At 71.4% G+C, this 22,352-nt stretch carries 18 protein-coding genes and 3 pseudogenes; 15 read left to right on the forward strand and 6 right to left on the reverse strand.

The annotated features are described in order from the left end of the window. The first annotated feature begins 11 nt into the window (after positions 1 to 11). The 3 genes from asnB (at position 12) to ACZ7L5_RS34855 (ending at position 4,178) form a co-directional block, all read left to right on the forward strand. Positions 12 to 1,838, forward strand: a complete 1,827-nt coding sequence (gene asnB / locus ACZ7L5_RS34845) for an asparagine synthase (glutamine-hydrolyzing) (RefSeq protein WP_471521962.1) — start codon at positions 12 to 14, stop codon at positions 1,836 to 1,838. 12 nt (positions 1,839 to 1,850) lie between these two features. Then, a complete protein-coding gene (locus ACZ7L5_RS34850) occupies positions 1,851 to 3,113 on the forward strand; it encodes a cytochrome P450 family protein (protein WP_471521963.1) in 1,263 nt (420 codons plus the stop codon). 93 nt (positions 3,114 to 3,206) lie between these two features. Beyond that, positions 3,207 to 4,178: an L-tyrosine/L-tryptophan isonitrile synthase family protein gene (locus tag ACZ7L5_RS34855; RefSeq protein ID WP_471521964.1), complete on the forward strand. Its 972-nt coding sequence runs from the start codon at positions 3,207 to 3,209 to the stop codon at positions 4,176 to 4,178. On the opposite strand, the gene ACZ7L5_RS34860 is transcribed toward ACZ7L5_RS34855, so the two are convergent. The 3 genes from ACZ7L5_RS34860 to ACZ7L5_RS34870 are packed head-to-tail and all read right to left on the reverse strand — an operon-like array spanning position 4,148 to position 6,964. Next, positions 4,148 to 5,146 (reverse strand): ABC transporter substrate-binding protein, encoded by a 999-nt coding sequence (locus ACZ7L5_RS34860; RefSeq protein WP_471521966.1) that lies wholly within the window; start codon positions 5,144 to 5,146, stop codon positions 4,148 to 4,150. The genes ACZ7L5_RS34855 and ACZ7L5_RS34860 overlap by 31 nt on opposite strands. 25 nt (positions 5,147 to 5,171) lie before the next feature. After that, positions 5,172 to 5,939 (reverse strand): ABC transporter ATP-binding protein, encoded by a 768-nt coding sequence (locus ACZ7L5_RS34865; RefSeq protein WP_471521968.1) that lies wholly within the window; start codon positions 5,937 to 5,939, stop codon positions 5,172 to 5,174. A gap of 2 nt (positions 5,940 to 5,941) precedes the next feature. Beyond that, a complete protein-coding gene (locus ACZ7L5_RS34870; RefSeq protein WP_471522115.1) occupies positions 5,942 to 6,964 on the reverse strand; it encodes a FecCD family ABC transporter permease in 1,023 nt (340 codons plus the stop codon). Between the two features lie 394 nt (positions 6,965 to 7,358). On the opposite strand from ACZ7L5_RS34870, the gene ACZ7L5_RS34875 reads away from it, so the two are divergent. The 8 genes and pseudogenes from ACZ7L5_RS34875 (at position 7,359) to tgmB (ending at position 15,145) form a co-directional block, all read left to right on the forward strand. Further along, a complete protein-coding gene (locus ACZ7L5_RS34875) occupies positions 7,359 to 8,084 on the forward strand; it encodes an ankyrin repeat domain-containing protein (RefSeq protein ID WP_471521969.1) in 726 nt (241 codons plus the stop codon). 207 nt (positions 8,085 to 8,291) lie between these two features. Further along, on the forward strand, positions 8,292 to 9,689 hold the full coding sequence (locus ACZ7L5_RS34880) for an FAD-binding oxidoreductase (protein ID WP_471521971.1): 1,398 nt from the start codon (positions 8,292 to 8,294) through the stop codon (positions 9,687 to 9,689). A gap of 114 nt (positions 9,690 to 9,803) precedes the next feature. Next, a pseudogene (locus tag ACZ7L5_RS34885) lies at positions 9,804 to 10,330 on the forward strand (cytochrome); the annotation flags it as partial. Positions 10,331 to 10,596: 266 nt separating this feature from the next. Continuing rightward, positions 10,597 to 12,075, forward strand: a complete 1,479-nt coding sequence (locus ACZ7L5_RS34890) for an MFS transporter (RefSeq protein ID WP_471522117.1) — start codon at positions 10,597 to 10,599, stop codon at positions 12,073 to 12,075. A 58-nt stretch (positions 12,076 to 12,133) separates the two neighbouring features. Next, entirely contained in the window at positions 12,134 to 13,327 is a 1,194-nt protein-coding gene (locus ACZ7L5_RS34895) for an esterase-like activity of phytase family protein (protein ID WP_471521973.1), read from the forward strand. Positions 13,328 to 13,420: 93 nt separating this feature from the next. Further along, complete coding sequence (locus ACZ7L5_RS34900) at positions 13,421 to 13,849, forward strand: hypothetical protein (RefSeq protein ID WP_471521974.1); 429 nt, start codon at positions 13,421 to 13,423, stop codon at positions 13,847 to 13,849. 134 nt (positions 13,850 to 13,983) lie between these two features. Next, positions 13,984 to 14,175, forward strand: a complete 192-nt coding sequence (gene tgmA / locus ACZ7L5_RS34905; RefSeq protein ID WP_328883330.1) for a putative ATP-grasp-modified RiPP — start codon at positions 13,984 to 13,986, stop codon at positions 14,173 to 14,175. Between the two features lie 13 nt (positions 14,176 to 14,188). Continuing rightward, positions 14,189 to 15,145, forward strand: a complete 957-nt coding sequence (tgmB, locus tag ACZ7L5_RS34910) for an ATP-grasp ribosomal peptide maturase (protein WP_471521976.1) — start codon at positions 14,189 to 14,191, stop codon at positions 15,143 to 15,145. Between the two features lie 36 nt (positions 15,146 to 15,181). Here the strand turns inward: tgmB and ACZ7L5_RS34915 are convergent. The 3 genes and pseudogenes from ACZ7L5_RS34915 to ACZ7L5_RS34925 form a co-directional block, all read right to left on the reverse strand. Further along, positions 15,182 to 15,358, reverse strand: a pseudogene (locus ACZ7L5_RS34915) (sugar phosphate isomerase/epimerase); the annotation flags it as partial. A gap of 90 nt (positions 15,359 to 15,448) precedes the next feature. After that, entirely contained in the window at positions 15,449 to 16,993 is a 1,545-nt protein-coding gene (locus ACZ7L5_RS34920) for a C40 family peptidase (RefSeq protein ID WP_471521978.1), read from the reverse strand. A 409-nt stretch (positions 16,994 to 17,402) separates the two neighbouring features. Then, a pseudogene (locus tag ACZ7L5_RS34925) lies at positions 17,403 to 17,864 on the reverse strand (NAD-dependent epimerase/dehydratase family protein); the annotation flags it as partial. Positions 17,865 to 18,396: 532 nt separating this feature from the next. Between ACZ7L5_RS34925 and ACZ7L5_RS34930 the strand changes: the two are divergent. From ACZ7L5_RS34930 to ACZ7L5_RS34945, 4 genes are read left to right on the forward strand one after another with little or no spacing between them, the layout of a single operon-like run. After that, positions 18,397 to 20,262, forward strand: coding sequence for a phage tail sheath subtilisin-like domain-containing protein (locus ACZ7L5_RS34930; RefSeq protein ID WP_471521979.1), 1,866 nt, complete (start codon positions 18,397 to 18,399; stop codon positions 20,260 to 20,262). Positions 20,263 to 20,295: 33 nt separating this feature from the next. Beyond that, on the forward strand, positions 20,296 to 20,820 hold the full coding sequence (locus tag ACZ7L5_RS34935; RefSeq protein WP_004003113.1) for a phage tail protein: 525 nt from the start codon (positions 20,296 to 20,298) through the stop codon (positions 20,818 to 20,820). 26 nt (positions 20,821 to 20,846) lie between these two features. Next, on the forward strand, positions 20,847 to 21,584 hold the full coding sequence (locus ACZ7L5_RS34940; RefSeq protein WP_471521981.1) for a T4 family baseplate hub assembly chaperone: 738 nt from the start codon (positions 20,847 to 20,849) through the stop codon (positions 21,582 to 21,584). Next, entirely contained in the window at positions 21,577 to 22,326 is a 750-nt protein-coding gene (locus ACZ7L5_RS34945; protein WP_471521983.1) for a hypothetical protein, read from the forward strand. The genes ACZ7L5_RS34940 and ACZ7L5_RS34945 overlap by 8 nt, the downstream gene beginning before the upstream one ends. Positions 22,327 to 22,352 lie beyond the last annotated feature (26 nt).

Here is a 22,352-nt window from a genome sequence, read left to right on the forward strand (position 1 = left end):
CAGGAGTCCCCATGTGCGGAATCACCGGCTGGGCGTCCTTTCACCAGGACGCACGCAGTCAGGCCCCGGTCATCGAGGCCATGACCGCCGAGCTCACCCGGCGCGGCCCCGACGCCGGGGGCGTTTGGCTGGGCGAGCGTGCCGCGATCGGCCACCGCCGCCTCGCAGTCATCGACCTCGAAGGCGGCGTACAGCCGATGACCGACCGGCCGAACGAGCCGACGACCGTGCTGAGTCACAGCGGTGAGATCTACAACCACCACGCACTGCGCGCCGAACTCCGAGGCCGTGGACACGTGTTCCGCACCCGCAGCGACACCGAGGTCGTGCTGCGTGCCTACGCCGAGTGGGGCGAGGCGGTGGCCGAGCACCTGGACGGCATGTTCGCGTTCGCCGTCTGGGACGAGCGCGCCGAACGGCTGCTCCTCGTGCGCGACCGGCTCGGCGTGAAACCGCTGTTCTGGGCGGCCGTCGACGGAGGCCTGGCCTTCGCCTCCGAGCCCAAGGCGCTTTTCCGGCACCCCGGGATACGGCCCCGGGTGGACGCGGACGGGCTGCGGGAGGCGTACAGCCTGCTGTTCAACACCGGGCCGACGGTGTGGTCCCGTGTACGGGAGGTCGAGCCGGGCGGGCTGCTCGTCCTGGACCGCGACGGCATCCGCGAGCGCCGCTACTGGCAGCTGGAGGCCGGTGCCCACCAGGACGACCAGGACGTCACCGTGGACCGGATCGGCAGCCTCGTCGGAGCGGCCGCCCGCAGCCAGTTGGAGGCCGACGTCCCGCTGTGCAGCCTGCTGTCCGGCGGCATCGACTCCACCGTCCTGACAGCCCTGCTCGCCGACGAACTCCGCCTGCGCGACGGGCCCGACGCCCGTATCCGCTCCTACGCCGTCGACTACAGCGACCAGGCCGAGCAGTTCACCGGCGACGTCCTGCGCACCGGCCACGACACCCCGTACGCCATCGAGGCCGGCGCGTTCATCGGCACCGACCACAGCACGGTCGTACTCGATCCTCGTGCGCTGCTCGACCCCGAGCACCGCAAGGCCGTGGTCGTCGCCCGCGACTCACCGATCGGCGTCGGCGACATGGACACCTCGCTGTACCTGCTGTTCGGGGAGATACGGCGGCACTCCACCGTCGCCCTGTCCGGCGAGGCCGCCGACGAGGTCTTCGGCGGCTACCCCTGGTTCCACAACCCCAGGGCACTGGCCGCTGCCACCTTCCCCTGGCTGCTGGTCACCGGCGACGAGGCGGCCATGCCGCTCAACCCCGAACTCGAGCTGCACATCGGTGAGTTCCGCGACGACACCTACCGCGACGCCCTGGCCGCCGTCCCGCACCTCGACGGCGAGACGCCCACCGAGCATCGGCAACGCGAGATGCAGCACCTGTCCCTCACCCGCTGGCTACGCCAACTCCTGCACCGCAAGGACCGGTTGAGCATGGCCCAGGGACTGGAGGTCCGCGTCCCCTACTGCGACCACCGGCTCGTCCAGTACGCCTTCGACACGCCCTGGGCGCTGAAGAGCTTCGACGGCCGCGAGAAGAGCCTGCTGCGCGCCGCCGGAGCGGGCCTGGCTCCCGACTCGGTGCTGCAACGCCCCAAGAACCACTATCCGGCCACGCACCACCCCGACTACAACCGCGGCCTGCAGGACCTGGCCCGCGATGCCCTGTCCGTCGAGCAGGTCCGGGCGCTGGCCGACGAGACCCGCATCAAGCCCTGCCTCGACACCCCGCCGGAGCACCTGGAGTGGGGCCACCGCCTCCGCCTCGAACGCGTCGTCGACCTCGCCCTGTGGCTGGACCACCACCAGCCCGAACTCGCCCTCTGAGGAGCCTCATCCATGACCATCCAGGAGCCCCTTCCGGCCGTGGACGCGCAGCCGCTCACCGACCCGGTCCCGCTGAAGGGGTGCCCGTACAAGGCCGACCCCTATCCGTTGTACGAGCGGATGCGCGAGGCCGGGCCGGTCCACCGGGTCCTCTTCCCCAGCGGCGTACAGGCCTGGCTCGTCACCGGATACGACGCCGCGCTCGCCGCGCTGAACGACGACCGGCTCGGCAAGAACCACGACCGGGGCAACGACCGCTGGCGGGCCCGCGCCTCGATCATGCCCGAGCCGCAGCACTCGCAGCTCCAGGTCCATCTCCTCCACCAGGACCCGCCGAAGCACACGCACATGCGGCGCTTCGTGACGGACGCCTTCACACCACGCCGAGTCGAGCAACTCGTGCCCCGGTTCCAGGAGTTGGCCGACGCTCTCGTCGACGCGCTGCCGGAGGCCGGGCCCGCCGACCTCGTGGCCGGCTTCGCCGCTCACTTCCCGTTCCGGGTCCTCGCCGAAGTCATCGGCCTGCCGGGGGAGTTGGCGGCACGCTTCGACCGCGACTGGGGCAAGGTCGTGCAGCCCGTGGGGCCGGCGGACCCGGGGCGCCCGCTGTACGAAGCCCGACTGAAGGGGCTGCAGAGCTACATCGCCGAGGTTGTCGCCCACAAGCGGGAGCACGCGGACGACGACCTGCTCAGCCGCCTCGTCGTGGCCCGTGACCAGGGAGAACTGTCCCAGGAAGAGCTGGACTCGATGATCTTCCAGCTGCTGGTCGCCGGCCAGGAACCGGTCACGAACCAGATCACGACGGCCCTGATCGCCCTGTTCCGCCACCCCGACCAGCTCGACCTGCTGCGCGACGACCCCGCCCTCATGCCTCGCGCGGTCGAGGAACTCCTGCGCCACGACAGTGCCTTCGAGCTGACCACCTGGCGCTTCTTCGACCAGGACAGCGACCTGCACGGCACCGGGATCCCGGCCGGCGACTCCGTGATCGTCTCCCTGTGCGCGGCCAACCGCGACCCGCGCCGCTTCGACGACCCCGACGCACTCGACCTGGACCGCTCGCCCAACCCCCACCTCGCCTTCGGCCACGGCATCCACTTCTGCCCCGGCGCCGCCCTGGCCCGCGCCGAACTCCAGATCGCCCTCGCCACCCTGCTGCGCCGCCTGCCCGGCCTGCACCTCGCCATCGGCGACGAGGTCATCGAGTGGATCCCGGCCGTCCTGGGCCGCGGCACCAACCGCCTGCCCGTCGGCTACGACCGACGCCTGTGAAGCCGATCTCCGGCTGAGCCGAGCCCCCCACCGACAGCGCCTCACCCGCCGAGGCGCCCTTCCGCCATGCCCACACGCCCCCGGAGGAACGACATGCCGCTGATGACCGCTCCGGACACAGCGCCCACGACCATCGGCGCCGAGATCCTGAACCTGCTCCTGCCGCACCACCGCACGACCGACCCGAACCGCGCCTCGGCCGAGGACTTCCCGGATCAACTGCACCGCATCACCGACTTCGTCCGGGAGGGAGCCCCCGTCGTCCTCACCCTGCCGGGCTTCCCGTGCAAGTCGCCCAACCCCGCCAAGACCCTGGGGCACCTCCCCGACATGGGTGAACGCCTCTCCCTCACCTTCCTCGACTCACTGTGCGGCGAGATCGAGAAGATCCACCCACCCGGCGCCCGCGTGGTCATCTGCTCCGACGGCCACGTCTTCGGTGATCTGATCGGCGTGCCCGATGACCGGATCGACGCCTATGCCGACGAACTGAGGGCACTCATCGGCAAGTTGAGCCTGACGCGTCTCTCCGTCTTCGACCTGCGCGACGTCCTCGGCGACCTCCCTCACGACGTCAAACGCGCCCACGTCCACGACCGCTACGCCCCCACCCTGGACGCCCTGCGCGCCGAGGTCCGCGCCGACGCCCCCACTCTCGCGCTCTACCGCGGCATCACACGCTTCCTCGTCGACGACACCGCCGGCTTCACCGGCACCCGTTCCGCCCTCCAACGCGAATGCCGGAGGCGGGCATACGGCGTCATCCAGCGCAGCCGGGCCTGGGGCGAGCTGATCGCCGAGCAGCACGCGCACGCCGTGCGCCTGTCGATCCACCCTCAGCCGGCCGGCGCCCCCAAGTTCGGTATCCGCCTCCTCGACGCCCCCGACGCCTGGACCACCCCGTGGCACTCCGCCGCCCTGCGCGAGCCGGACGGGAGCTGGACCCTGATGCCGCGGGCCCGCGCCCAGCAGCTCGGCCGCATGGTCCACCGCGACGGCAGACCGAGCCACTTCGAGCGGTCACACGACGACGGTCAGCGCTCCTTGGTCACCTTGCGCAGATAAGTGCCGAGCCGGTCGACGGCCGACGGATTGCGGGGGCTCTCGACCAGGTCGACGTAGTCGAGGACGAAGATCTTCTTGTGCTTGACGGCGGAGACGTTGCGCAGGGGCGCGTAGGAGAGCAGGAACTTCCTCTTCTGCTCGGCGCTGACGTCTCCGTAGTCGCAGATCACGATGACGTCCGGGTCGCGCTCAACGACGGTCTCCCAGCCCACGGTGGTCCAGGAGTCTTGGAGGTCGTGCATGACGTTGACGCCGCCGGCCTCGCTGATGATCTGCTCCGGGGCGGCGTAGCGGCCGGAGGTGAACGGCTGGTCCTGTCCGCTGTCGTACAGGAACACCTTCGGCCGGTCGGCCGGCGCGGGTGCCTTCGCCCGCACATCGGCGATCTGCCTCTTGAAGCCGGCGATCAGCGTGGCGGCCCGCTTCTCGACGCCGAACAGCTTCCCGAGGTTGGTCAGGTCGGCGTACAGGGCATCCAGGGGCGGCATGATGCCGCGCGCGGTCTCCGTCCGGCCGTTGTGGCAGGACTCCGTGAGGACGTACGACGGGATGCCGAGCTTCTTCAGGGCGTCTGGGGTGAAGCCGCCGTCCTCACGGAAGCCGTAGTTCCAGCCGGCGAAGACGAGGTCGGCGCGGGCGTCGACGACGTTCTCCTTGGTGAGCTGGTCCTTGGACAGCCACTTGACCTTGTCGTAGCCGCCCTTCCACGGCACGGAGCTCAGATCGCCCTTGTCGTCGGGCATGGCGAACCCGGCCATGCGGTCCTCCAGGCCCAGGGCGAACATCAGCTCGGTGATGCCGACGTCGTTGGTGACGACACGCTCGGGGACCTTGTCGTAGGTGACCTTGCGGCCGCAGTTGGTGAGAGTGACGGAGGTGGACTTCGCGTCCGTGGACGACTCGACGTTCGCACCGCAGCCGGTGGCGGCGGCCGCGAGGCAGAGGGCCGCGGCGAGCAACTTGCGCATGGGGTCCTAACTGGGATTCACAGGGTCACTGGACGGGCGGGAGGAGATCGAAAAGGAGCTGGAGCGCGCCCGTTTCCGGGTGCCGCACCTGATGGGCGCGCACCCCGAACACGTCGGCGAGCAGGGCAGGCCGGAGCACGTCGTGTGGTGGCCCGCAGGCCACGATCCGGCCGCCGTCGATGACGTACAGGACGTCGCAGTGCGCGGCGGCCAGGTTGAGGTCGTGCAGCGCGGCGAGGACGGTGAGGCCGCTGCCGCGCACCAGCGCGAGCACGTCCAACTGGTGCGCGATGTCCAGGTGGTTGGTGGGTTCGTCGAGGACCAGCACCCGCGGCTGCTGGGCGAGTGCGCGGGCGATCAGGACGCGCTGCTTCTCACCGCCGGACAGGGTGAGCAGCCCGCGGTCGGCGAGATGCGTGACGCCGGTGCGGGCCATGGCCTCGTCGCACCGGGCGCGGTCCTGTGCGGCCGTGCGGTCTCGGTGCGGCAGGCGTCCCATCGCGACCACTTCGGCGACGGTGAAGTCGAACTCGGCGGACGACTCCTGCGGCAGCGCCGCCAGTTCCCGCGCGGTGGCCCGCGGATCCATCGCGTGCAGGTCGGTCCCGTCGAGGCGGACGACTCCCCGGGCCGGGCGCAACGCCCGGTACACGCAGCGCAGCAGCGACGACTTGCCGCTGCCATTGGGGCCGACGAGCCCGACGAACGCACCACTGTCCGCGGCGATTCGGACGTCCTCGACGAGCCGGACACCGGCGGCCTCGACCGTCACGTCCTCGATGTCGAGCCTCATCGTCACCGGCCTCCGAACGCGTAGCCGCCCCGCCGCATCAGCAGCAGGAAGGCGGGGACTCCGACCACGGCGGTGATCACGCCGACGGGCAGTTCGGCGGGGGCGAGCAGCAGCCGTGACAGCAGGTCCGCCCACACCAGCAGCACGACTCCGGCGAGCGGCGCCACGGCCAGCACCCGCCGGTGATCGGCGCCGACCAGCATCCGTACGACATGCGGCACCATCAGTCCGACGAACCCGATGGCGCCGCTGACCGCGACCACGGTGCCGGTCACGGCCGCGGTGACGAGGAACAACTCCCTGCGCAGCCGTGCCGGTCGGACGCCGAGCGCGGCGGACGTCTCGTCCCCCATCGCGAGGGCGTTGAGCGCCTCGGCCCGCCGGCGCAGCCACGCCCACCCGGCCGCCACCGTCACGGCGGCCGGCGGCACCTGGGCCCAGGTCGCCCCGCCCAGGCTCCCCAGCAGCCACATCATCGCCGAGCGCGCCGCCTCGCCCCGGGCCGCGCCGAACACCATGACGGTGGTGACGGCCTCGAAGCCGTACGCCAGTGCCGTCCCGGTCAGGATCAGCCGCAGCGGGGTGAGCCCGTGCGCTGACCGGGCCACGGTGTACACCAGCGCCATCGCCGCGAGCGCCGACGCGAAGGCGGACAGCGACAGTGCCCAGACCCCGAGCCCCGCGAACGCGCCGAGCAGGATCACGGCGTTGGCGCCCACCGCGGCGCCGGAGGAGATGCCCAGCACGAACGGGTCGGCGAGCGCGTTGCGCACCATCGCCTGCACCGCCACGCCGACGGCCGCGAGCCCGGCCCCGACGACCGCGCCGAGCACGACGCGCGGCAGCCGGATCTCCCAGACGATCGTGTACGCGGCGACGTCCTGGCCGGCGATGGTCCCGCCGGTCAGCCCGGCCCCGAGCAGCCGCAGGACCTCACCCCACCCGATCCCGGCGGCTCCGAGCCCCACACCGCACAGGAGAGAGACGAGCAGGAGCAGGACCAGGCCGGGGACGAGGGACACCACGGACAGCCGTGACGGGCCGGATCTCGGTAGCGGCGTCCGGAGCGGACTTCGGTGCACGGGCGGGCGGTCCTTCGCCTGGGGCCGCCTGTGAACGTCGAGCAGGGAGGCAGCCCGTACGACCGTGCAGGCCGCGCGGTCCCCTCTCGCAGTCCGCGGCGAGCAGTCAACGGGTCGCACCCACCACGGGCGATCGGGCTCACGCGACGGACCGCACAGGTCCCCACGCACACCGTTGCGGGTCAGCGCCGGACTCTCACCGGACTTCCCCCGCGGGAGGCCCGGGGAGCGTAACAGAGGGGTGCCCGGAGGCTGCGGGGCAGGGCCGCCGTGCGGAGCCGGGCGAGGCGTTGTCAGTCGGGCGTGTTATGCAGGTGGGGACCTGGGAGGTGACCCGATGTTGATCGATACGACCGCTCCGCTGGCCCGTGCTTCCGTCGAAGCGATCCGGACGGGCAACGTGGCGGCGTTGCAGGACCTGCTCACCGCGCATCCGGGACTGGCGACGGCGCGGGTGGGCAACATGAAGAGCACTCGGACCCTGCTGCACGTCGCCACCGACTGGCCCGGCCACGTGCCGGGCGGTCCCCGCACGGTGACCGCGCTGGTCGACGCGGGCGCGGACGTCAACGCCCGGTTCACCGGCGCGCACCGCGAGACGCCGCTGCACTGGGCGGCAAGCAGTGACGACGTGCCCGTCCTCGACACCCTCCTCGACCTCGGCGCGGACATCGAGGCCGACGGCGGGGTCATCGGCGACGGCACGCCGCTGGCGGACGCGGTGGCCTTCGGGCAGTGGCGGAGCGCACGGCGGCTGGTGGCACGCGGCGCCCGCGCCAACCTGTGGCAGGCCGCCGCCCTCGGCGAAGCCGACCGGGTAGCCGCATGCTTCACGTCCGAGTCCGAGCCGCCGGCCGCGCAGGACGTCACCGCCGCCCTGTGGTGCGCCTGCCATGGCGGACAGCAGGGGATGGCCGACTACCTGCTGCGACGCGGCGGTGACGTCAACTGGATCGGCTACGACCGGCTGACCCCGCTGGACGCCGCCGAGCGCTCGGGTCACCCCACGCTGGTCGCGTGGCTGCGCGATCAAGGGGCGAGGTCCGCCGAGGAGTTGCTCTGACACCGGCGGCCGAGGAAACCTACGCCTGCCGCCGACGTGCGGCCGTCCATCGCTGGGTGAAGACTGAGATGTGGCGGGGCCGCTGTGCCCTGCCGACATCGACACGAGGTGCGAACGGACCCGCGCACCACGCCCCCGCTGCCCGCCCGGACGTCAAGCGCCGTCATCCGTCCGCGGCTCACCGTAGCCACACAGAGGGGTCCGGTCATGGGCGGCATCAATGGAACGGCACTCGAAAGTCTGCGTGAGGCAGTGCGGGGGCCCGTCATCACGGAACGGGACCCGGGCTACGACGCGGCCCGCAGCATCTACAACGCCATGATCGACCGGCGCCCCGCGGCCTTCGCGCAGTGCGTGGACGCGGCGGACGTGCGGGCCGTGCTCTCCTTCGCCAGGGAGACCGGGGCCGAGCTCGCGGTGAAGGGCGGCGGCCACAGCGGACCGGGCCTGTGCCTGGTCGACGACGCGCTCGTCCTCGACCTGTCGACCATGCGCGGGGTGCGCGTCGACCCCGCCGCGATGACGGCACAGGTCGCCGGCGGCGCGCAGCTGGGGGACCTGGATCACGCCGCCCACACCTTCGGCCTGGGCGTGCCGGCCGGCATCATCTCGATGACGGGCGTGGGCGGCCTCACCCTCGGTGGCGGCCACGGCTATCTCACCCGCAAGTACGGCCTGACCATCGACAGCCTCCAGTCCGCCGACGTCGTCCTCGCCGACGGAACGTTCGTCACCGCCTCCGAGGAGGAGCACCCGGACCTGTTCTGGGCGCTGCGGGGCGGCGGCGGGAACTTCGGCGTCGTCACGTCGTTCAATTTCCGGCTGAACCCGGTGGACACGGTCGGGGTCGCGGTGACGGTGTGGCCGGTCGACCGCACACCCGAAGTGCTGCGCTGGTACCGCGAGTTCCTGCCCGCGGCGCCGCAGGACCTGTACGGTTTCTTCACCGTCTTCGTGATCCCGCCCGGGCCGCCGTTCCCCGAGCCGATCCACGGGCAGAAGATGTGCGGCGTCGTCTGGTGCTACACGGGTGACATGCAGGGCGACCGCCTGGAGCAGACGCTGACCGCGGTGAACGAACCGGCGCCGCCCGCCTTCCACTTCACCACACCCATGCCCTACCCCGCGCTGCAGGGCATGTTCGACGAGCTGATCCCCAAGGGCTACCAGTGGTACTGGCGCGGCGACTTCTTCGACTCGATCTCCGACGCGGCGATCGAGGTGCACCACAAGTACGGCGAGAACATCCCGACCGCGCTGTCGCTGATGCACCTGTACCCCGTGGACGCGGCGGCCCACGAGGTCGGCCCCGACGACACGGCCTGGGCCTACCGGGACGCCGTCTGGTCCGGAGTGATCGCAGGGGTCGACCCGGACCCCGCCAACGCCGATCTGATCCGGCAGTGGAGCGTCGACTACTGGACCGACCTGCACCCGCACTCCATGGGCGGTTCCTACGTCAACTTCATCGGCGAGGCCGAGAGCACGGACCGCGTCCGGGCCACCTACCGCGGCCACTTCGACCGCCTTGCCGCGACCAAGCAGACCTACGACCCGGACAACTTCTTCCACGCCAACCAGAACATCCCGCCGACGGGCGGCTGACGTCCGCCGCCCGCGTCGAGCACCCGTGCGGGAGCGCTGGGGAAGGGTCCCGAGCGTCGTCGGCTACTGGCTGGTAGTACGCCGGTGCGGGGAGTGTCGGAGGGCGGCGGGGCGATGGAATCCCCGGTGGGCGAGAGCGGATCCGTGGACGTCGACGGCACGCGCTTGGAGGAGATGACTCCCGAACCCCTGCTGACCCGCGACTACGACACGCGCCCCTCGCTCGTGTACGACCGCCTGCGACAGCAACACGGGCCCGTCGCACCGGTCGACCTGCTCGGAGTGTCCGCCTGGCTCGTCCGCGGCTACCGCGAAGCGCTGCGGGTGCTCCAGGACGACGACGGCTGGCCGAAGGGGCTGGAGAACTGGCGGGCTCGCACCGACGGCGAACTGCCCGGCGACTGGCCGCTCGGGCCGTCCCTGGAGGTCAACCACGTACTGACCAGGGCGGCCCCGGACACCAGACGCTGCGCACGGCGTGGGACGCGGCGCTCAAGCCGTTCCAGGACCCCGGCAACCCGCCGGCCAAGCGGCTGTAGGCGGCCGTCACCGCCTACGCCGACGACCTGATCACCTCACCGGGCACGGCGCCCGACATGGCACCGGCACCCGCATCGGCATCGGACGACGCGATGCTGCCGGACCGGTCGGCGCGGCAGCGCTCCTCGCTGTGGCGCTATCTGACGGGCCTGATCCGCGTCGCTCGCTGACCTGCGTGTGCCGCGGTGGCTTCGCCCGGCCCTGTGATCGACTGGAGGCCCGTCCGGCAGCGGCGTACCGTCGAATGGTGGCGGGACCAGCCACCGAACCCCCGTCACGGCGCGATGCCATGAGCAATCCCGAGCCGACACCCCAAGCACGGACCACCCCGCAGGACACGGAGCGGAGCGAGGGCCGTGGCAGCGGTATGGCGCTGCTGGTCATCGCCTCGTGCCAGCTGATGGTGGTGCTCGACATCACCATCGTGAACATCGCCCTGCCGGAGATCCAGAGCTCGCTCGACTTCTCCACGACGAGCCTGTCCTGGGTGGTCAATGCCTACACGCTCACCTTCGGCGGACTGCTCCTGCTCGGCGGCAGGATGGGAGACATCCTCGGCAGACGACGCGTGTTCGTCTTCGGCGTGCTGCTCTTCGTCCTCGCCTCGCTGCTCGGCGGACTGTCCCAGAACTCGTGGCAACTCCTCGCCGCCCGCGCCCTGCAGGGTGTCGGCGGCGCCATCGCGTCCCCGACCTCCCTCGCCCTGATCAGTACGACCTTCCGTGAAGGGCCTGAACGCAACCGGGCGTTCGGCGTGTTCGCCGCGGTCTCGGCGGGCGGCGGCGCGATCGGACTGCTGGCGGGCGGCATGCTGGTCGAGTGGCTCAACTGGCGCTGGGTGCTGTTCGTCAACGTGCCCATCGGGCTGCTGATCGTGCTCGCCACCCCGCGCTGGATCCGGGAGTCCGAACGCCACCCCGGGCACTTCGACATCGCCGGCGCGCTGACCTCCACCATCGGCATGGTGCTGCTGGTGTACGGGTTCATCCGGGCCGCGCAGGACGGCTGGCGGGACGCGTTCACCCTGACCGCGTTCGGGGCGGCCGTCGTCTTCCTGCTGTTGTTCGTCCTGGTCGAGCAGCGCTCCAGACAGCCCATCACGCCGCTGCACATGTTCGCCGACCGCAACCGGGCGGGCACGTACGGCATGATGCTGAGCCTGGCCGCCGCGATCTTCGGCATGTTCTTCTTCCTCACGCTCTTCGTGCAGGACGTGCTGGACTTCAGCCCGCTACAGGCCGGCCTGGCCTTCCTGCCGGTGAGCGCGGTCATCGCGGTGGGCGCGGGGATCGCCTCGCAGCTCCTGCCGAAGTACGGGCCCAAGCCGTTCATGGTGACGGGCGCGATCCTGGCCGCCGCGGGCCTGTCCTGGCTGACCCTGACCGACATCCACTCCACCTACCTGGGCAGCATCCTGGGCCCGATGCTCGTCTTCAGCCTCGGCATGGGCATGGAGTTCGTGTCCCTCACCCTGATGGCGCTGTCCAACGTGACCACGCAGGAGACCGGCGCGGCCTCCGGACTCCTCAACGCCACCCAGCAGGTCGGCGGCTCCCTCGGACTGTCCATCCTGGTCACGACGTTCGGCACGGCCAGCAGCAACGAGGCCGACAAACAGATCCCCGCGTTCCTGTCCCAGGCGACGCCGCTGGAGCGGCTGCGCTTCGAACGCACCGGGCAGCTGCCGTCGCAGTACGCCGACGAGATCCTCACCTCAGGCGTCTCCGCAGCCTTCGTCGTGGCCGCGATCTTCACGGGCATCGCAGCGGTGATCGCCCTCCTCGTCATCCAGGTCCGCCCCTCCGACCTGGAGCGGCTCCAGGGTGGTGGGATGCCGACGCCCTGAACCGGCGGGACGTCTGTCGTTGGCACATCCGTCACCTCGTGCTCTTACTGTGCCCGCCATGAGAAGAACCTCGATCATGGTCAGCGCCGCGGTGCTGACCGTCTCCCTCGCCTCTCCCGCCGCGGCCGACCGGGGCGGACAGGACTTCGGCCGGGCCACGCTGACCGGCTTCGCGTCGCTGCCGGCCGAGACGTTCGTGCCGGGCAGCGAGCCGTCCGGCTCGGCGATCGGAGCCGGCCCCTTCAACGGGATCGCGGCGCCGTTCGCGCACCAGCCGGTGCAGGGCTTCAGCGGTGTCGTGAACCGGCGTGACGGCACCTTCGACGTGCTCTCGGACAACGGGTACGGCAACAAGGCCAACAGCGCCGACTTCCTGCTCCGCGTCCACCGCATCAAGCCGGACACGCGGACCGGCGAGGTCCAGGTGCTCGGCGGGTTCGACCTGAGCGACCCCGACCGCCACGTGCCGTTCGCGCTCACGCGGGCCGACCGGGTGCTCACCGGCGCCGACTTCGACGTCGAGTCCATCGTGCGGATGCCGGACGGAACGTACTGGATGGGCGACGAGTTCGGCCCCTGGCTGCTGCACTTCTCCGCGAAGGGCCGTCTCCTGGAGGCTCCCATCGCGCTCGACGGGGTGAAGGCTCCGGAGAACCCGTACCTGAACGGCGCCCAGCCGAACATAGCGAGCAGCAAGGGCTTCGAGGGCATGGTCCGCTCCGTGGACGGCCGTCGCCTCTACCCGCTCCTCGAAGGCACGGTGACCGGCGACAACCCCGGCGACCTGCGCCTCAGCGAGTTCGACCTGCGTAAGCGCGCGTACACCGGCAAGCGGTTCGTCTATCGGCTGGAGTCGACCGCGAACGCCATCGGCGACGCCATCGCCGTCGACCGGCACCGCTTCCTGGTCATCGAGCGCGACGGCGGACAGGGCGACACGGCCCAGTTCAAGCGCATCTACCTGGCCGACACCCGGGACCGCGACGGCGACGGCCTGATGGACAAGACCCTCGTCGCCGACCTGCTGGACATCGCCAATCCCAAGGGGCTCGGCGGCTTCGGGAAGACCTTCCGCTTCCCGTTCCAGACGATCGAGGACGTGAACCTCGTCGACGACCGCACGCTGGCGGTCCTCAACGACAACAACTTCCCCTTCTCGTCCGGCCGTACGGCGGGCCGGGCGGACGACAACGAGTTCATCACCATCCGGCTCTCGGCCCCGCTGCACGTGGACAGGCGCGCGTTGCGCTGAAGGCCGTGAGGCCGCCGGCCGGTCGAGCGGGTGACCGGCCGGCGCGGGCGCTCGACCAGCGCGCGCCGGAGCCGCAGATCCTATGATCGGCCCGTGGACACAGCCGATCGCGACGCCCAGCGTTTGCCCATCGCCCAGTGGAGTGCCGCAAACCGGCTCCGGAAACTGGGGTACCAACTGTTCCTGGAGCACCAACCGGACGTCAGGTGGCGGGAGTTCGCCAGGTACGGCGCCAATCCGGGGACGCAGGTCCTGGCTGTGACCCTCACTCTCGAGGACGGCCGCGAGATGTTGTGCAGCCTGGTGGTGGGGATGTCGCCGGAGGCGTTCTCCGTCGAGTCGGACATCGGTGTCGACGATCCGGACGCCGAGAACGGCTACCGCTACCTGCTGGAGATCCCGGAGTCCCTCGCCGACTCGCTCGACGCGTTCCTCCAGCTGCTCGACCACCAGCTGGATCAACTCGTCGAGGCGGCACCGCGATTGCTGCGTGAACTGCGAGCGGGTACGCCCAAGGCCTGACGGATTCAGAGGCCTTTGGGTTTCCTGTGAAGGGTGTGACTACGTTCACGCCGATGTGGCGGAAAGTGATGAATTCCTTACGCAAGCGGCGCGTAAGTGACGGTAATTCAAACAACACGCCACGGAGGTTTAAAGTGCAACCGTTCACCCTCAAGTACGCCTTTCCCAAGGGGATCTCGCTCGCCGTGACGCCGTATCACTTCGACCCGGCCCGGCAGCTGAACGTGCTGCCCGACGGACGCCCCGCCGTCAGTGACCCGGACCTCCTGCTCGCGGTCGGCACGACGACCTCGACCGCGGGCTCCGCGACCCACTTCGACGACTGACGAACGTGCGCGCATGACCGTACTGATCCTGACGTCCGAGGAGGACGTGACCGCCGACATGGTGGTGGCCAGGCTGCACGGGACGGGGACGCCCGTGATGCGGCTGGACCCCGCCGACCTGCCGGGCAAGGCCGTGCTGTCCGCCGACTACGCCCACGGCGACTTCGACGGCCACCTGTCCGTCAATGGACATGTGCTCAGCATGGGGGGCCTGCGCTCCATATGGGTGCGCAGGCCCGGCGAACCGGCCGCGCACGCCGCCCACTCCTCGGAGTGGCTGACCGCCGAGACCCGGCAGGCGCTGTACGGGATGCTCCACTCCGCCGCCGCACGGTGGATGAACCATCCGCGCAACGCCGACCAGGCCCGCCTGAAACCCTGGCAGTTGAGGGTCGCCCACCTCAGCGGCTTCGCCGTGCCGCCGACGGTCTTCACCACGTCCCCCCGGCTGGCAAGGGAGTTCGCCGAGGAGTACCGGGACGTGGTCGTGAAGTCCGCCTCGGGGCCGCCGCCCGGTGACCCCGCGCTGACCCTGCCCACCACCCTCCTCGGCCCCGACGCGGACTTCTCCGCCGTCGCGGCCGGCCCGGCGCTGCTCCAGCAGTACGTCGCCAAGCGGGCCGACATCCGGCTGACCGCCGTCGGCAGCCGGATGTTCGCCGCGCGGAAGACCGCCGAACCCGGCCAGGTCGACGGACGCTACGGCGACACCGGGCACGCGTGGGAGCCGGTCCCGGTTCCCGACCGCATCGGCAAGGCGGTGCACGAGTACGTCACTCTCGCCGGACTGGCGTACGCCGCCTTCGACTTCGCCGAGGACGAGGACGGCATCTGGTGGTTCCTGGAGTGCAACCAGAGCGGCCAGTTCGGCTTCGTCGAGCTGGAGACCGGGCAGCCCATCGCGGAGGAGGTCGCCCTGTGGCTGGCCCAGCGCAGGCCGGACCGCCGTGCGTCCGAAGGGCGGGGGTGAGCCGGGCGCCGCGAACCCCGCCTGCTCCACCTTCCTCAGCTCCTGGCGGATCCGGTCCAGCAGGAACGCAGAGGACTCCTCGGCCCGCTCCTGCCACGCGAAGACGCAGGCCGTGGCCACACCGTCGAGGTCGAGGTCGAGCTCGCGCGGCGTGCCGAAGAAGGCGTCCCGGTCGACCTCGCCCTGCCCGATGTCCAGGTTTTGGAGAAGCCGGAACCGGGGCCGCGCGAGGCCGTGTTGGATCCCAAGCTCGTCGTGCGGGGCACGAGCGGGCCGGCCCCGCGCTGATGGCGTGACGGCGGCTCAGGCGGGTCGGATCACGCTGTGGATCGCCGCCTCCCCGGCGTAGTAGATCGACTCCTCGCGTATGGAGGCTCCCGGGCCGGGGGCGTGGATCATCGTGCCGTTCCCGGAGCAGATGCCGACGTGGCCTGCATGGAACAGGACCAGGTCGCCGGGCTCGGCGTAGGTGACGGCGATGCCTCGGCCGGCGGTCGCCTGTTCCGGTGCGGTGCGGGGGAGGGCGATGCCTGCCGCCTTCCAGGCGGCCTGGGTGAGGCCGGGCCCGTCGTAGGCCTCCGGGCCCGTCGTGCCCCAGACGCAGGGCTTGCCGAGCTGGGCGCGGGCGAAGTCCAGGGCGCGCACGGCCCGGGTGTCCTGCGGGCCCGTTGATGTGAGGGCGGCGCTCGGGTCGAGGAGCGGGTCCGTGCCGAGAACCGGGCCTGCGGCGGTGGTCGCCGGATCGGGGACTGCGGTCCGGCCCGTGACGATGGCCTGGCTCGCGGTGACTGCCGGGAGGGGATCGGTGAGTGGGTCCGGCGTGGTGAGTGCCGGGAGGGGATCGGTGAGTGGGTCCGGCGTGGTGAGTGCCGGGAGGGGATCGGTGAGCGGGTCCGGCGTGGTGAGTGCCGGGAAGGGGTCGGTGAGCGGGTCCGGCGTGGTGGTCCAGGTCGCCGGCGCGGCCCACGCCGGCGTGCCCGCTGGGACCGTGGTGAGGTCGGCGGGCCCCTGTGCCTGCAGCGTCTGCCATTGTGCGTCGGCCGAGGGCTGTGCCTGGGTCGGCGCAGCACCCCAGGAGTCGGTGACCGGCGCCGCCTCGATCGCCGCGAGCGGCGCGCTCTGCCGCGCGCCGTACGCGGACAGCAACGCGCGTGCCCGGTCGAGCTTGCGCTGGTTCTGCTCCTTGGTCGTGCGCAGCGCGGACCGCTGCTGCGGCTCGGCCGTGGGTTCGGCGGCCGGGGCGGGCAGGGCGAGGGCGCTCCCGGTGGTCGTATGCTGCGGTGCCTCCGAAGCGGCCGGAGATGCGGCAGTGGGCCCGGCCGTCAGCTCCGCCACGGCAGCCGTCCGCGGGGCCGCACCGGACGTCAACTCGGCGACCGGTGCGGCCGGCAGCTCCAGGGCGGCACGGCGGGAGGACTCCTGTGCCTGACCGGGGCCGTTCGCCGGGCGCGCGGGCCGCGTCCCGGCGGGGCGGTCGGGCATCCGGTCGCTCGACAGCACTGCCGGAACAGTCGGTCCCACCTTCGCGCGGGCGGCGTCGAACCACTGCCGCGCGATGGTGTCGAGCGCGGGATCGCTGCGCCTGCTCTCGTCGTCACGGGGCGCGGCGGCGGCCCGGCGCGCAGTGTCCGTCGGCCGGTCGGTGCGCGCCCGCGATCCCGTCGCCGCCGCGCGGGTGGCGTTGAAGGTCCCCGTGTCCGACTCGGCCTGGTCGTAGAGGGAGCTGACCCGCCGGCTGACCTCCTCGCGGCTCGGCGCCTCGTCCGCGGCGGAAGGGGCTGCGTTGGCCGTCTGGGCGAGCAGGGCCACAGAGGTGAGGGCTGCCGACGCGAGTGCGGAATTGCGCATGCCAGGGAGGCTCAGAGCCCCCGGACGCGCGGTGCGTTCCGGCGCCATGGGTGACGTACTCCTTCCGTACTCCGCCTACCGAGTTAGCGGTGGGGGTCCCTCCCAGGCCGTTGAGGCACTGGGGGAGGGTTCGGGCGGTCGTGTCCGGAAGGTGTGCCCTACGGCCCGTGCCCCGAAGGGCGGCTGGCCGATTCACCCCAAGTTCGGTTGGGTCCCCGGCTCCAGTGGACCCTTGCGGGCGCGCACCGGACTCGGCGGAGGCCGCGCGTCCCGGCGGGGTTCGCCGGAGGTCGTCGTGCGGTCCGATGCGTAACCTAACCAACTTGTGAGCCCCGCGTGAAGATTGACATGTGAAATGTCCGATACGTTTTTGTGACCTTCGACGCTCTGGGTGAGAAAGAGACCGGATTTACTTCGCCGTGCGCTGACTTCGCCACGCTTCGTAGTGATCGAGGACCGTCTCCTCGATCGGACGGTAGGTGATGCCCAGTTCGTTCACGCTGCGGCTGTTGTCCACCCGGAACCGGATGCCGAGGTGCTTGCGGACGTAGTCCTGGCTCAGCCCGAACACCGGACCCAGCACGCGAACCGGCCAGTGCGCAAGCGCGGTGCGCGGGAGGCGCAGGTCACGGGGATGGCGGACCCGGATCATGCGGGACATCTCGTGGAAGGACGTCATGGTCGGGGCGGCGAGGATGTAACGGCCCTTCGCGTCCGGGTTCTCGGCCGCCGCGATGTGCGCGTCGGCCACCTCGCGCACGTCCACCGTGGTGAAGCTGAAGTCGGGTGCGCCGTAGAAGAAGTAGCCCTTGAACAGCTCCTCCAGCAGGAAGAGGCTGCCGGACTCGGAGGTGGGGGTGAGGGAGGGGCCCCAGGCCGGGGTTGACCGACACCTTGGTCCCATGTCAAGACATGACAGGGGGGTCGACCCCCGGAAAATCGGCCACCGTGTGTTGTGTGCGACTCGGGGAGGTCGTACGTGCGTGCGACCAGTCGAACGAGGTGGATGAAGGGATTCCGTCCCGGCGGGAGCCCTCAAGGCACTCCGCTGCGACAGCGCTGTGCAGGTTCCGTGAACCACCTGGCCGGGGCACGCAGGCGCGATGTGGGGATGCCGGGAGGGGGTCTTCACCAAACCCCCTGCCGGGCTGGCCTGAAGGCATCTTGTTCCGTCAACTTCCAACGCCCCAAGGTGGATTGAGCACTTGAGCATCAGGAGTCACAAGCGCGTTGCTTGGCCCGGGCGACCGACAAGTCCTGGGTGCAGACGGGGGAACTGAATGCGGTGTGCGTCGTAGCGTCGCTCGTGTGGGGGGCGTCTTCGCGTGCCGGAAAGGGAATGCCTCCCTCCGCCACCTCTTGGTGCATTTGTCCGGTGCCCAAGACAGGGAGTAGGAGGGGGAATGCCGATGAGCGCGGTGAGCGCCGCCAGGCCGACGTATCCCGGCGTCTACGTCGAAGAGCTTCCCAGCAGCACCCGCACGATCTCGACCCTGACCACGTCCGTGACCGCCTTCGTGGGCCACACCCGGCGCGGTCCGCTGAACGAGCCGGTACGCGTCACCAGCTTCACGGAGTTCGAGCGCCGCTTCGGCGGCCTGAGCGCACAGAGCGCCGTCGGCTACGCGGTCCACCAGTTCTTCGGCAACGGCGGCACCGTCGCGGTGATCGTCCGTGTCGCCAAGGCCGGCAGCGGCAAGGCCGCCTGCGTCACCCTCAAGTCCACCGAGGGCCACAGCGAGGGCCCCGTCCTCGAAGTGCACGCCAAGGAACCCGGCCTCTGGGGCAACGGTCTGCGGGTCGCCGTCGACCACGACACCCCGTGCCCCGACGAGACCTTCAACCTGCGCGTCTACGACGCCAAGGGCGAGGCCCGTGAGAGCTTCACCGGCCTGTCCATGGACGCTGCGAACGGTCGCTATGCGCAGACCGTGATCAACGCGGGCTCGAAGCTGATCCGAGTCGAGGTCGTCGGCGAGGGCCGTCCCGATCCCTCCGGCACCGTCTCCAAGCCGTTCGGTCACGAGCTGCCGAACCTCGCGGTCGACCTGACGGTCAAGATCGGCGAGGTGGAGCGCGAGTTCACGCTCTACGACCCCGACTGCGACGGCGAAGCCCCGTGCAGCGTGGCCGAGTTGGCGCTGCTGCTCGAACGCAAGCTGCGCGCCCTGCCCGACGCGCCCGGCAAGCACGCCTTCGCGGGCGCCGAGGTCACCGCCTTCGGCCGCCGAATCCAGGTCGTCGCCGGCTCCACCGACCCCGAGGACGTCGTCCGCTTCCTCGGCGAGTGCGCCAACGACCTCGGTCTGGAGGCCTCCGTCAACCCGCCGGTCTTCCCGCTGGAGGGCGGCGAGGACGGTGAGGCACCCGGCCCGCGCGACCTCATCGGCTCCGAGGGCGACAAGAGCGGCATCCAGGCGCTGCGCGGCGTCGCCGACGTCAACCTGCTGGCGCTGCCGGAGCTCGCGGCGTACGAGAAGACCGAGGACGCCCTCACAGTCATCTCGGCCGCCCAGCGGCTGTGCGCCGAGCGCCGGATCTTCCTGCTGGTCGACGCGCCGAGCACCTGGGCCAGTGTCGACACCGCACGCGCCGGGCTCGCTGCCTTCGACGCCGTGCGCGGCAACCACGCGGGCCTGTACTTCCCGCACCTCCAGCTCACCGACCCGCTCACGGGCCGGCTGCGCTCCTTCCCGCCGTCCGGTGCGGTCGCCGGCGTCATCGCCCGCACCGACTCCGAGCGCGGCGTGTGGAAGGCCCCGGCGGGCACCGAGGCGCGGCTCGCCGGTGTGCACTCGCTCACCGTCAACCTGACCGACCGCGAGACCGGGCTGCTCAACCCGCTCGGCGTCAACTGCCTGCGCACCTTCCCGGTGACCGGACCGGTCGTCTGGGGCGCGCGCACGCTGGAGGGCTCCGACGCGCTCGACAGCGAGTGGAAGTACGTGCCGGTGCGCCGGCTCGCCCTCCATGTGGAGGAGAGCCTCCAGCGCGGCCTGCAGTGGGTGGTGTTCGAGCCCAACGACGAGAACCTGTGGCAGCAGATCAGGCTCGCCGCCTCCTCGTACCTGCACACCCTCTTCCGCCAGGGCGCCTTCAAGGGCGGCACCCCGCGCGAGGCGTACTTCGTGAAGTGCGACAGCGACACGACGACGACCGAGGACATCGAGAACGGCGTCGTCAACGTCCTCGTCGGCATCGCACCGGTCCGGCCGGCGGAGTTCGTGATCGTCAAAATCCAGCAGACGTCCGGGCAGTTCGCGCTCTAGGCGCGGGGAATCGTGGAGAACTGAAGGAATCCGATGGCTGAGTTCACGGTCAACGCGCATCGCTTCGACCCCTACAAGAACTTCAAGTTCCTCGTCCTGTGGGACGGCCGGACGGTCGCCGGCATCAGCAAGATCAGTCCGCTGAAGCGGACCACGGAGGTCGTCAAGCACCGCCACGGCGGCGACCCCTCCTCCCCGCGCAAGTCGCCGGGCCGCTCCGAGTTCGAGGGCATCACCCTGGAGCGCGGGGTCACCCACGACCCCGAGTTCGACCGCTGGGCCAACAAGGTCTGGCAGGTCGGCGCGGGCCTCGGCTCCGAGGTGTCCCTCGCCGACTTCCGCAAGGACATAGTCATCCAGGTCCTCAACGAGGCCGGCCAGGTCGCCGTCTCGCACAAGCTGTACCGGACCTGGCCGAGCGAGTACCAGGTCCTCGGCGAGTTGGACGCCAACGCCAACGCGGTGGCCATCCAGTCGCTGAAGCTCGAGTGCGAGGGCTGGGAGCGGGACTACGAGGTGCCCGAGCCTGAGGAGCCGTCGTTCCTCAACCCCGCTTGACCAGCGGGTAGGTGAGGGGGGAAGACATGGCGATCACGGGGGCGGCCGAGCTGCTGGCCACCTGGGAGGCGGGCCTCGCCGAGGCACCGACGGGGCGCGCCCTGCTGCTGCACCGCGCGGCGCGCCCGGACGTCGACGCCACGACCCTGCCGGTGCTGCCGGTGGGGGAGCGCGAGGCCGACCTGTTCGCGCTGCGCCGCGCCCTGTTCGGGGAGCGGATGCAGGTGCGGCTGGGCTGCGCGGCGTGCGGGGAGGACATGGAGTTCGACCTGGACGCCGGGGAGTTCGCGCACTCGCTGAGCGGTCGGATCGGGCCCGGCGGCTCCGTGGTGCGCGTCCAACAGGACGGCTGGGACGTGGAGTTCCGGCTGCCCGGGACCGCCGACCTGACGGCGGCGGCCCGGGCTGCGGACCCACGCGCCGCCCTCCTCGCCCGATGCCTCGTCTCGGCGGAGCGCGCCGGGGCGGCCGTACCCGCCGGCGACCTGCCCGTCCCGGTCCAGCGCCGGATCGCCGAGGCCGTCGAGGCCGCCGACCCCGGCGCCGACGTCACGCTCAACATCGCCTGCCCCGAGTGCGGCACGGCCACCCGGGCCGAGCTGGACATCGCCTCCTACCTGTGGACCGAACTGGACGCCTGGGCAAGGGACCTGCTGCTCGACGTCCACCTGCTCGCCACGTCGTACGGCTGGAGCGAGCCGGAGATCATGGCGCTCAGCCCGCTGCGGCGCCGCTACTACCTGGAGCTGTGTGCGGATGTCTGACGCGGACGGGGCACCGGTTCCCGACTTCCTCGACCGGCTGATCGCCCGGCACGCCCCGGCAGCCGTCGGTCCGCGCCCCGGTGTGGTGCGGGTACGCCCCCGCCTGCCCGGCCCGTTCGAGCGGGTCGAGGCGGTACGGGCCACCGCACCGGAACCGGACGACGGCTCCGACCTGCTGTGGCCCGCCACCACGCCGTCCGCCGCGCGGCCGGGCGACAGGCCGTACCCGGCGACGCCCGCCGCGCGGCTGCACACGGAACGGGAGCGGACGGTCGTACGCACCGAACGCGCCCCGACCGACCCGGCACCGCCACCCGCCCCGCGAGCGGTGCCCGAGGCGCCGCTGCTGCGTCCCGTCGCACTGGTCGCGCCCGGCCCCCGGCCCGCGCCGGACGCCGTTCAGCGGGCGGCGGGCCGTGTGCGCCCGGAGCGGGGCGCATCCCGGACCGCGGCGTCCGTGCCCGTCCCCCCGGGCATGGACGCCGCATCCCCCGTCGCCGGATCCGCGGCCCTGCGCCCCAGCGCCGCGGACACGGCGGCAGCTCGGGACGCCGTACGGCAGGCCGCCGCACGGCGCCCCTCGCGGGCCCCCGAGCAAGTGGTGCAGGTGCAGATCGGGCGGCTGGAAGTGACGGCCGGACCGTCGCCGTCCCAGGGCACACGGAAGCGCACGCCTTCGTCGGCGGAGCGACCGGGGGCGGCCCTGAGCCTGGCCGACTACCTGGCGCGGGGGCGGGAGTGACATGACGGACCGAGGAACCGAGGAAC

The sequence above is a fragment of the Streptomyces sp. NPDC107528 genome (genome assembly GCF_055639295.1).

Excerpts from the sequence above, each read along its gene's own strand:
- asnB (WP_471521962.1), top strand. The coding sequence starts at position 12 with ATGTGCGGAATCACCGGCTGGGCGTCCTTTCACCAGGACGCACGCAGT.
- ACZ7L5_RS34850 (WP_471521963.1), top strand. The coding sequence starts at position 1,851 with ATGACCATCCAGGAGCCCCTTCCGGCCGTGGACGCGCAGCCGCTCACC.
- ACZ7L5_RS34855 (WP_471521964.1), top strand. The coding sequence starts at position 3,207 with ATGCCGCTGATGACCGCTCCGGACACAGCGCCCACGACCATCGGCGCC.
- ACZ7L5_RS34860 (WP_471521966.1), bottom strand. The coding sequence starts at position 5,146 with ATGCGCAAGTTGCTCGCCGCGGCCCTCTGCCTCGCGGCCGCCGCCACC.
- ACZ7L5_RS34865 (WP_471521968.1), bottom strand. The coding sequence starts at position 5,939 with ATGAGGCTCGACATCGAGGACGTGACGGTCGAGGCCGCCGGTGTCCGG.
- ACZ7L5_RS34875 (WP_471521969.1), top strand. The coding sequence starts at position 7,359 with ATGTTGATCGATACGACCGCTCCGCTGGCCCGTGCTTCCGTCGAAGCG.
- ACZ7L5_RS34880 (WP_471521971.1), top strand. The coding sequence starts at position 8,292 with ATGGGCGGCATCAATGGAACGGCACTCGAAAGTCTGCGTGAGGCAGTG.
- ACZ7L5_RS34890 (WP_471522117.1), top strand. The coding sequence starts at position 10,597 with ATGGCGCTGCTGGTCATCGCCTCGTGCCAGCTGATGGTGGTGCTCGAC.
- ACZ7L5_RS34895 (WP_471521973.1), top strand. The coding sequence starts at position 12,134 with ATGAGAAGAACCTCGATCATGGTCAGCGCCGCGGTGCTGACCGTCTCC.
- tgmB (WP_471521976.1), top strand. The coding sequence starts at position 14,189 with ATGACCGTACTGATCCTGACGTCCGAGGAGGACGTGACCGCCGACATG.
- ACZ7L5_RS34920 (WP_471521978.1), bottom strand. The coding sequence starts at position 16,993 with ATGCGCAATTCCGCACTCGCGTCGGCAGCCCTCACCTCTGTGGCCCTG.
- ACZ7L5_RS34930 (WP_471521979.1), top strand. The coding sequence starts at position 18,397 with ATGCCGATGAGCGCGGTGAGCGCCGCCAGGCCGACGTATCCCGGCGTC.
- ACZ7L5_RS34935 (WP_004003113.1), top strand. The coding sequence starts at position 20,296 with ATGGCTGAGTTCACGGTCAACGCGCATCGCTTCGACCCCTACAAGAAC.
- ACZ7L5_RS34940 (WP_471521981.1), top strand. The coding sequence starts at position 20,847 with ATGGCGATCACGGGGGCGGCCGAGCTGCTGGCCACCTGGGAGGCGGGC.
- ACZ7L5_RS34945 (WP_471521983.1), top strand. The coding sequence starts at position 21,577 with ATGTCTGACGCGGACGGGGCACCGGTTCCCGACTTCCTCGACCGGCTG.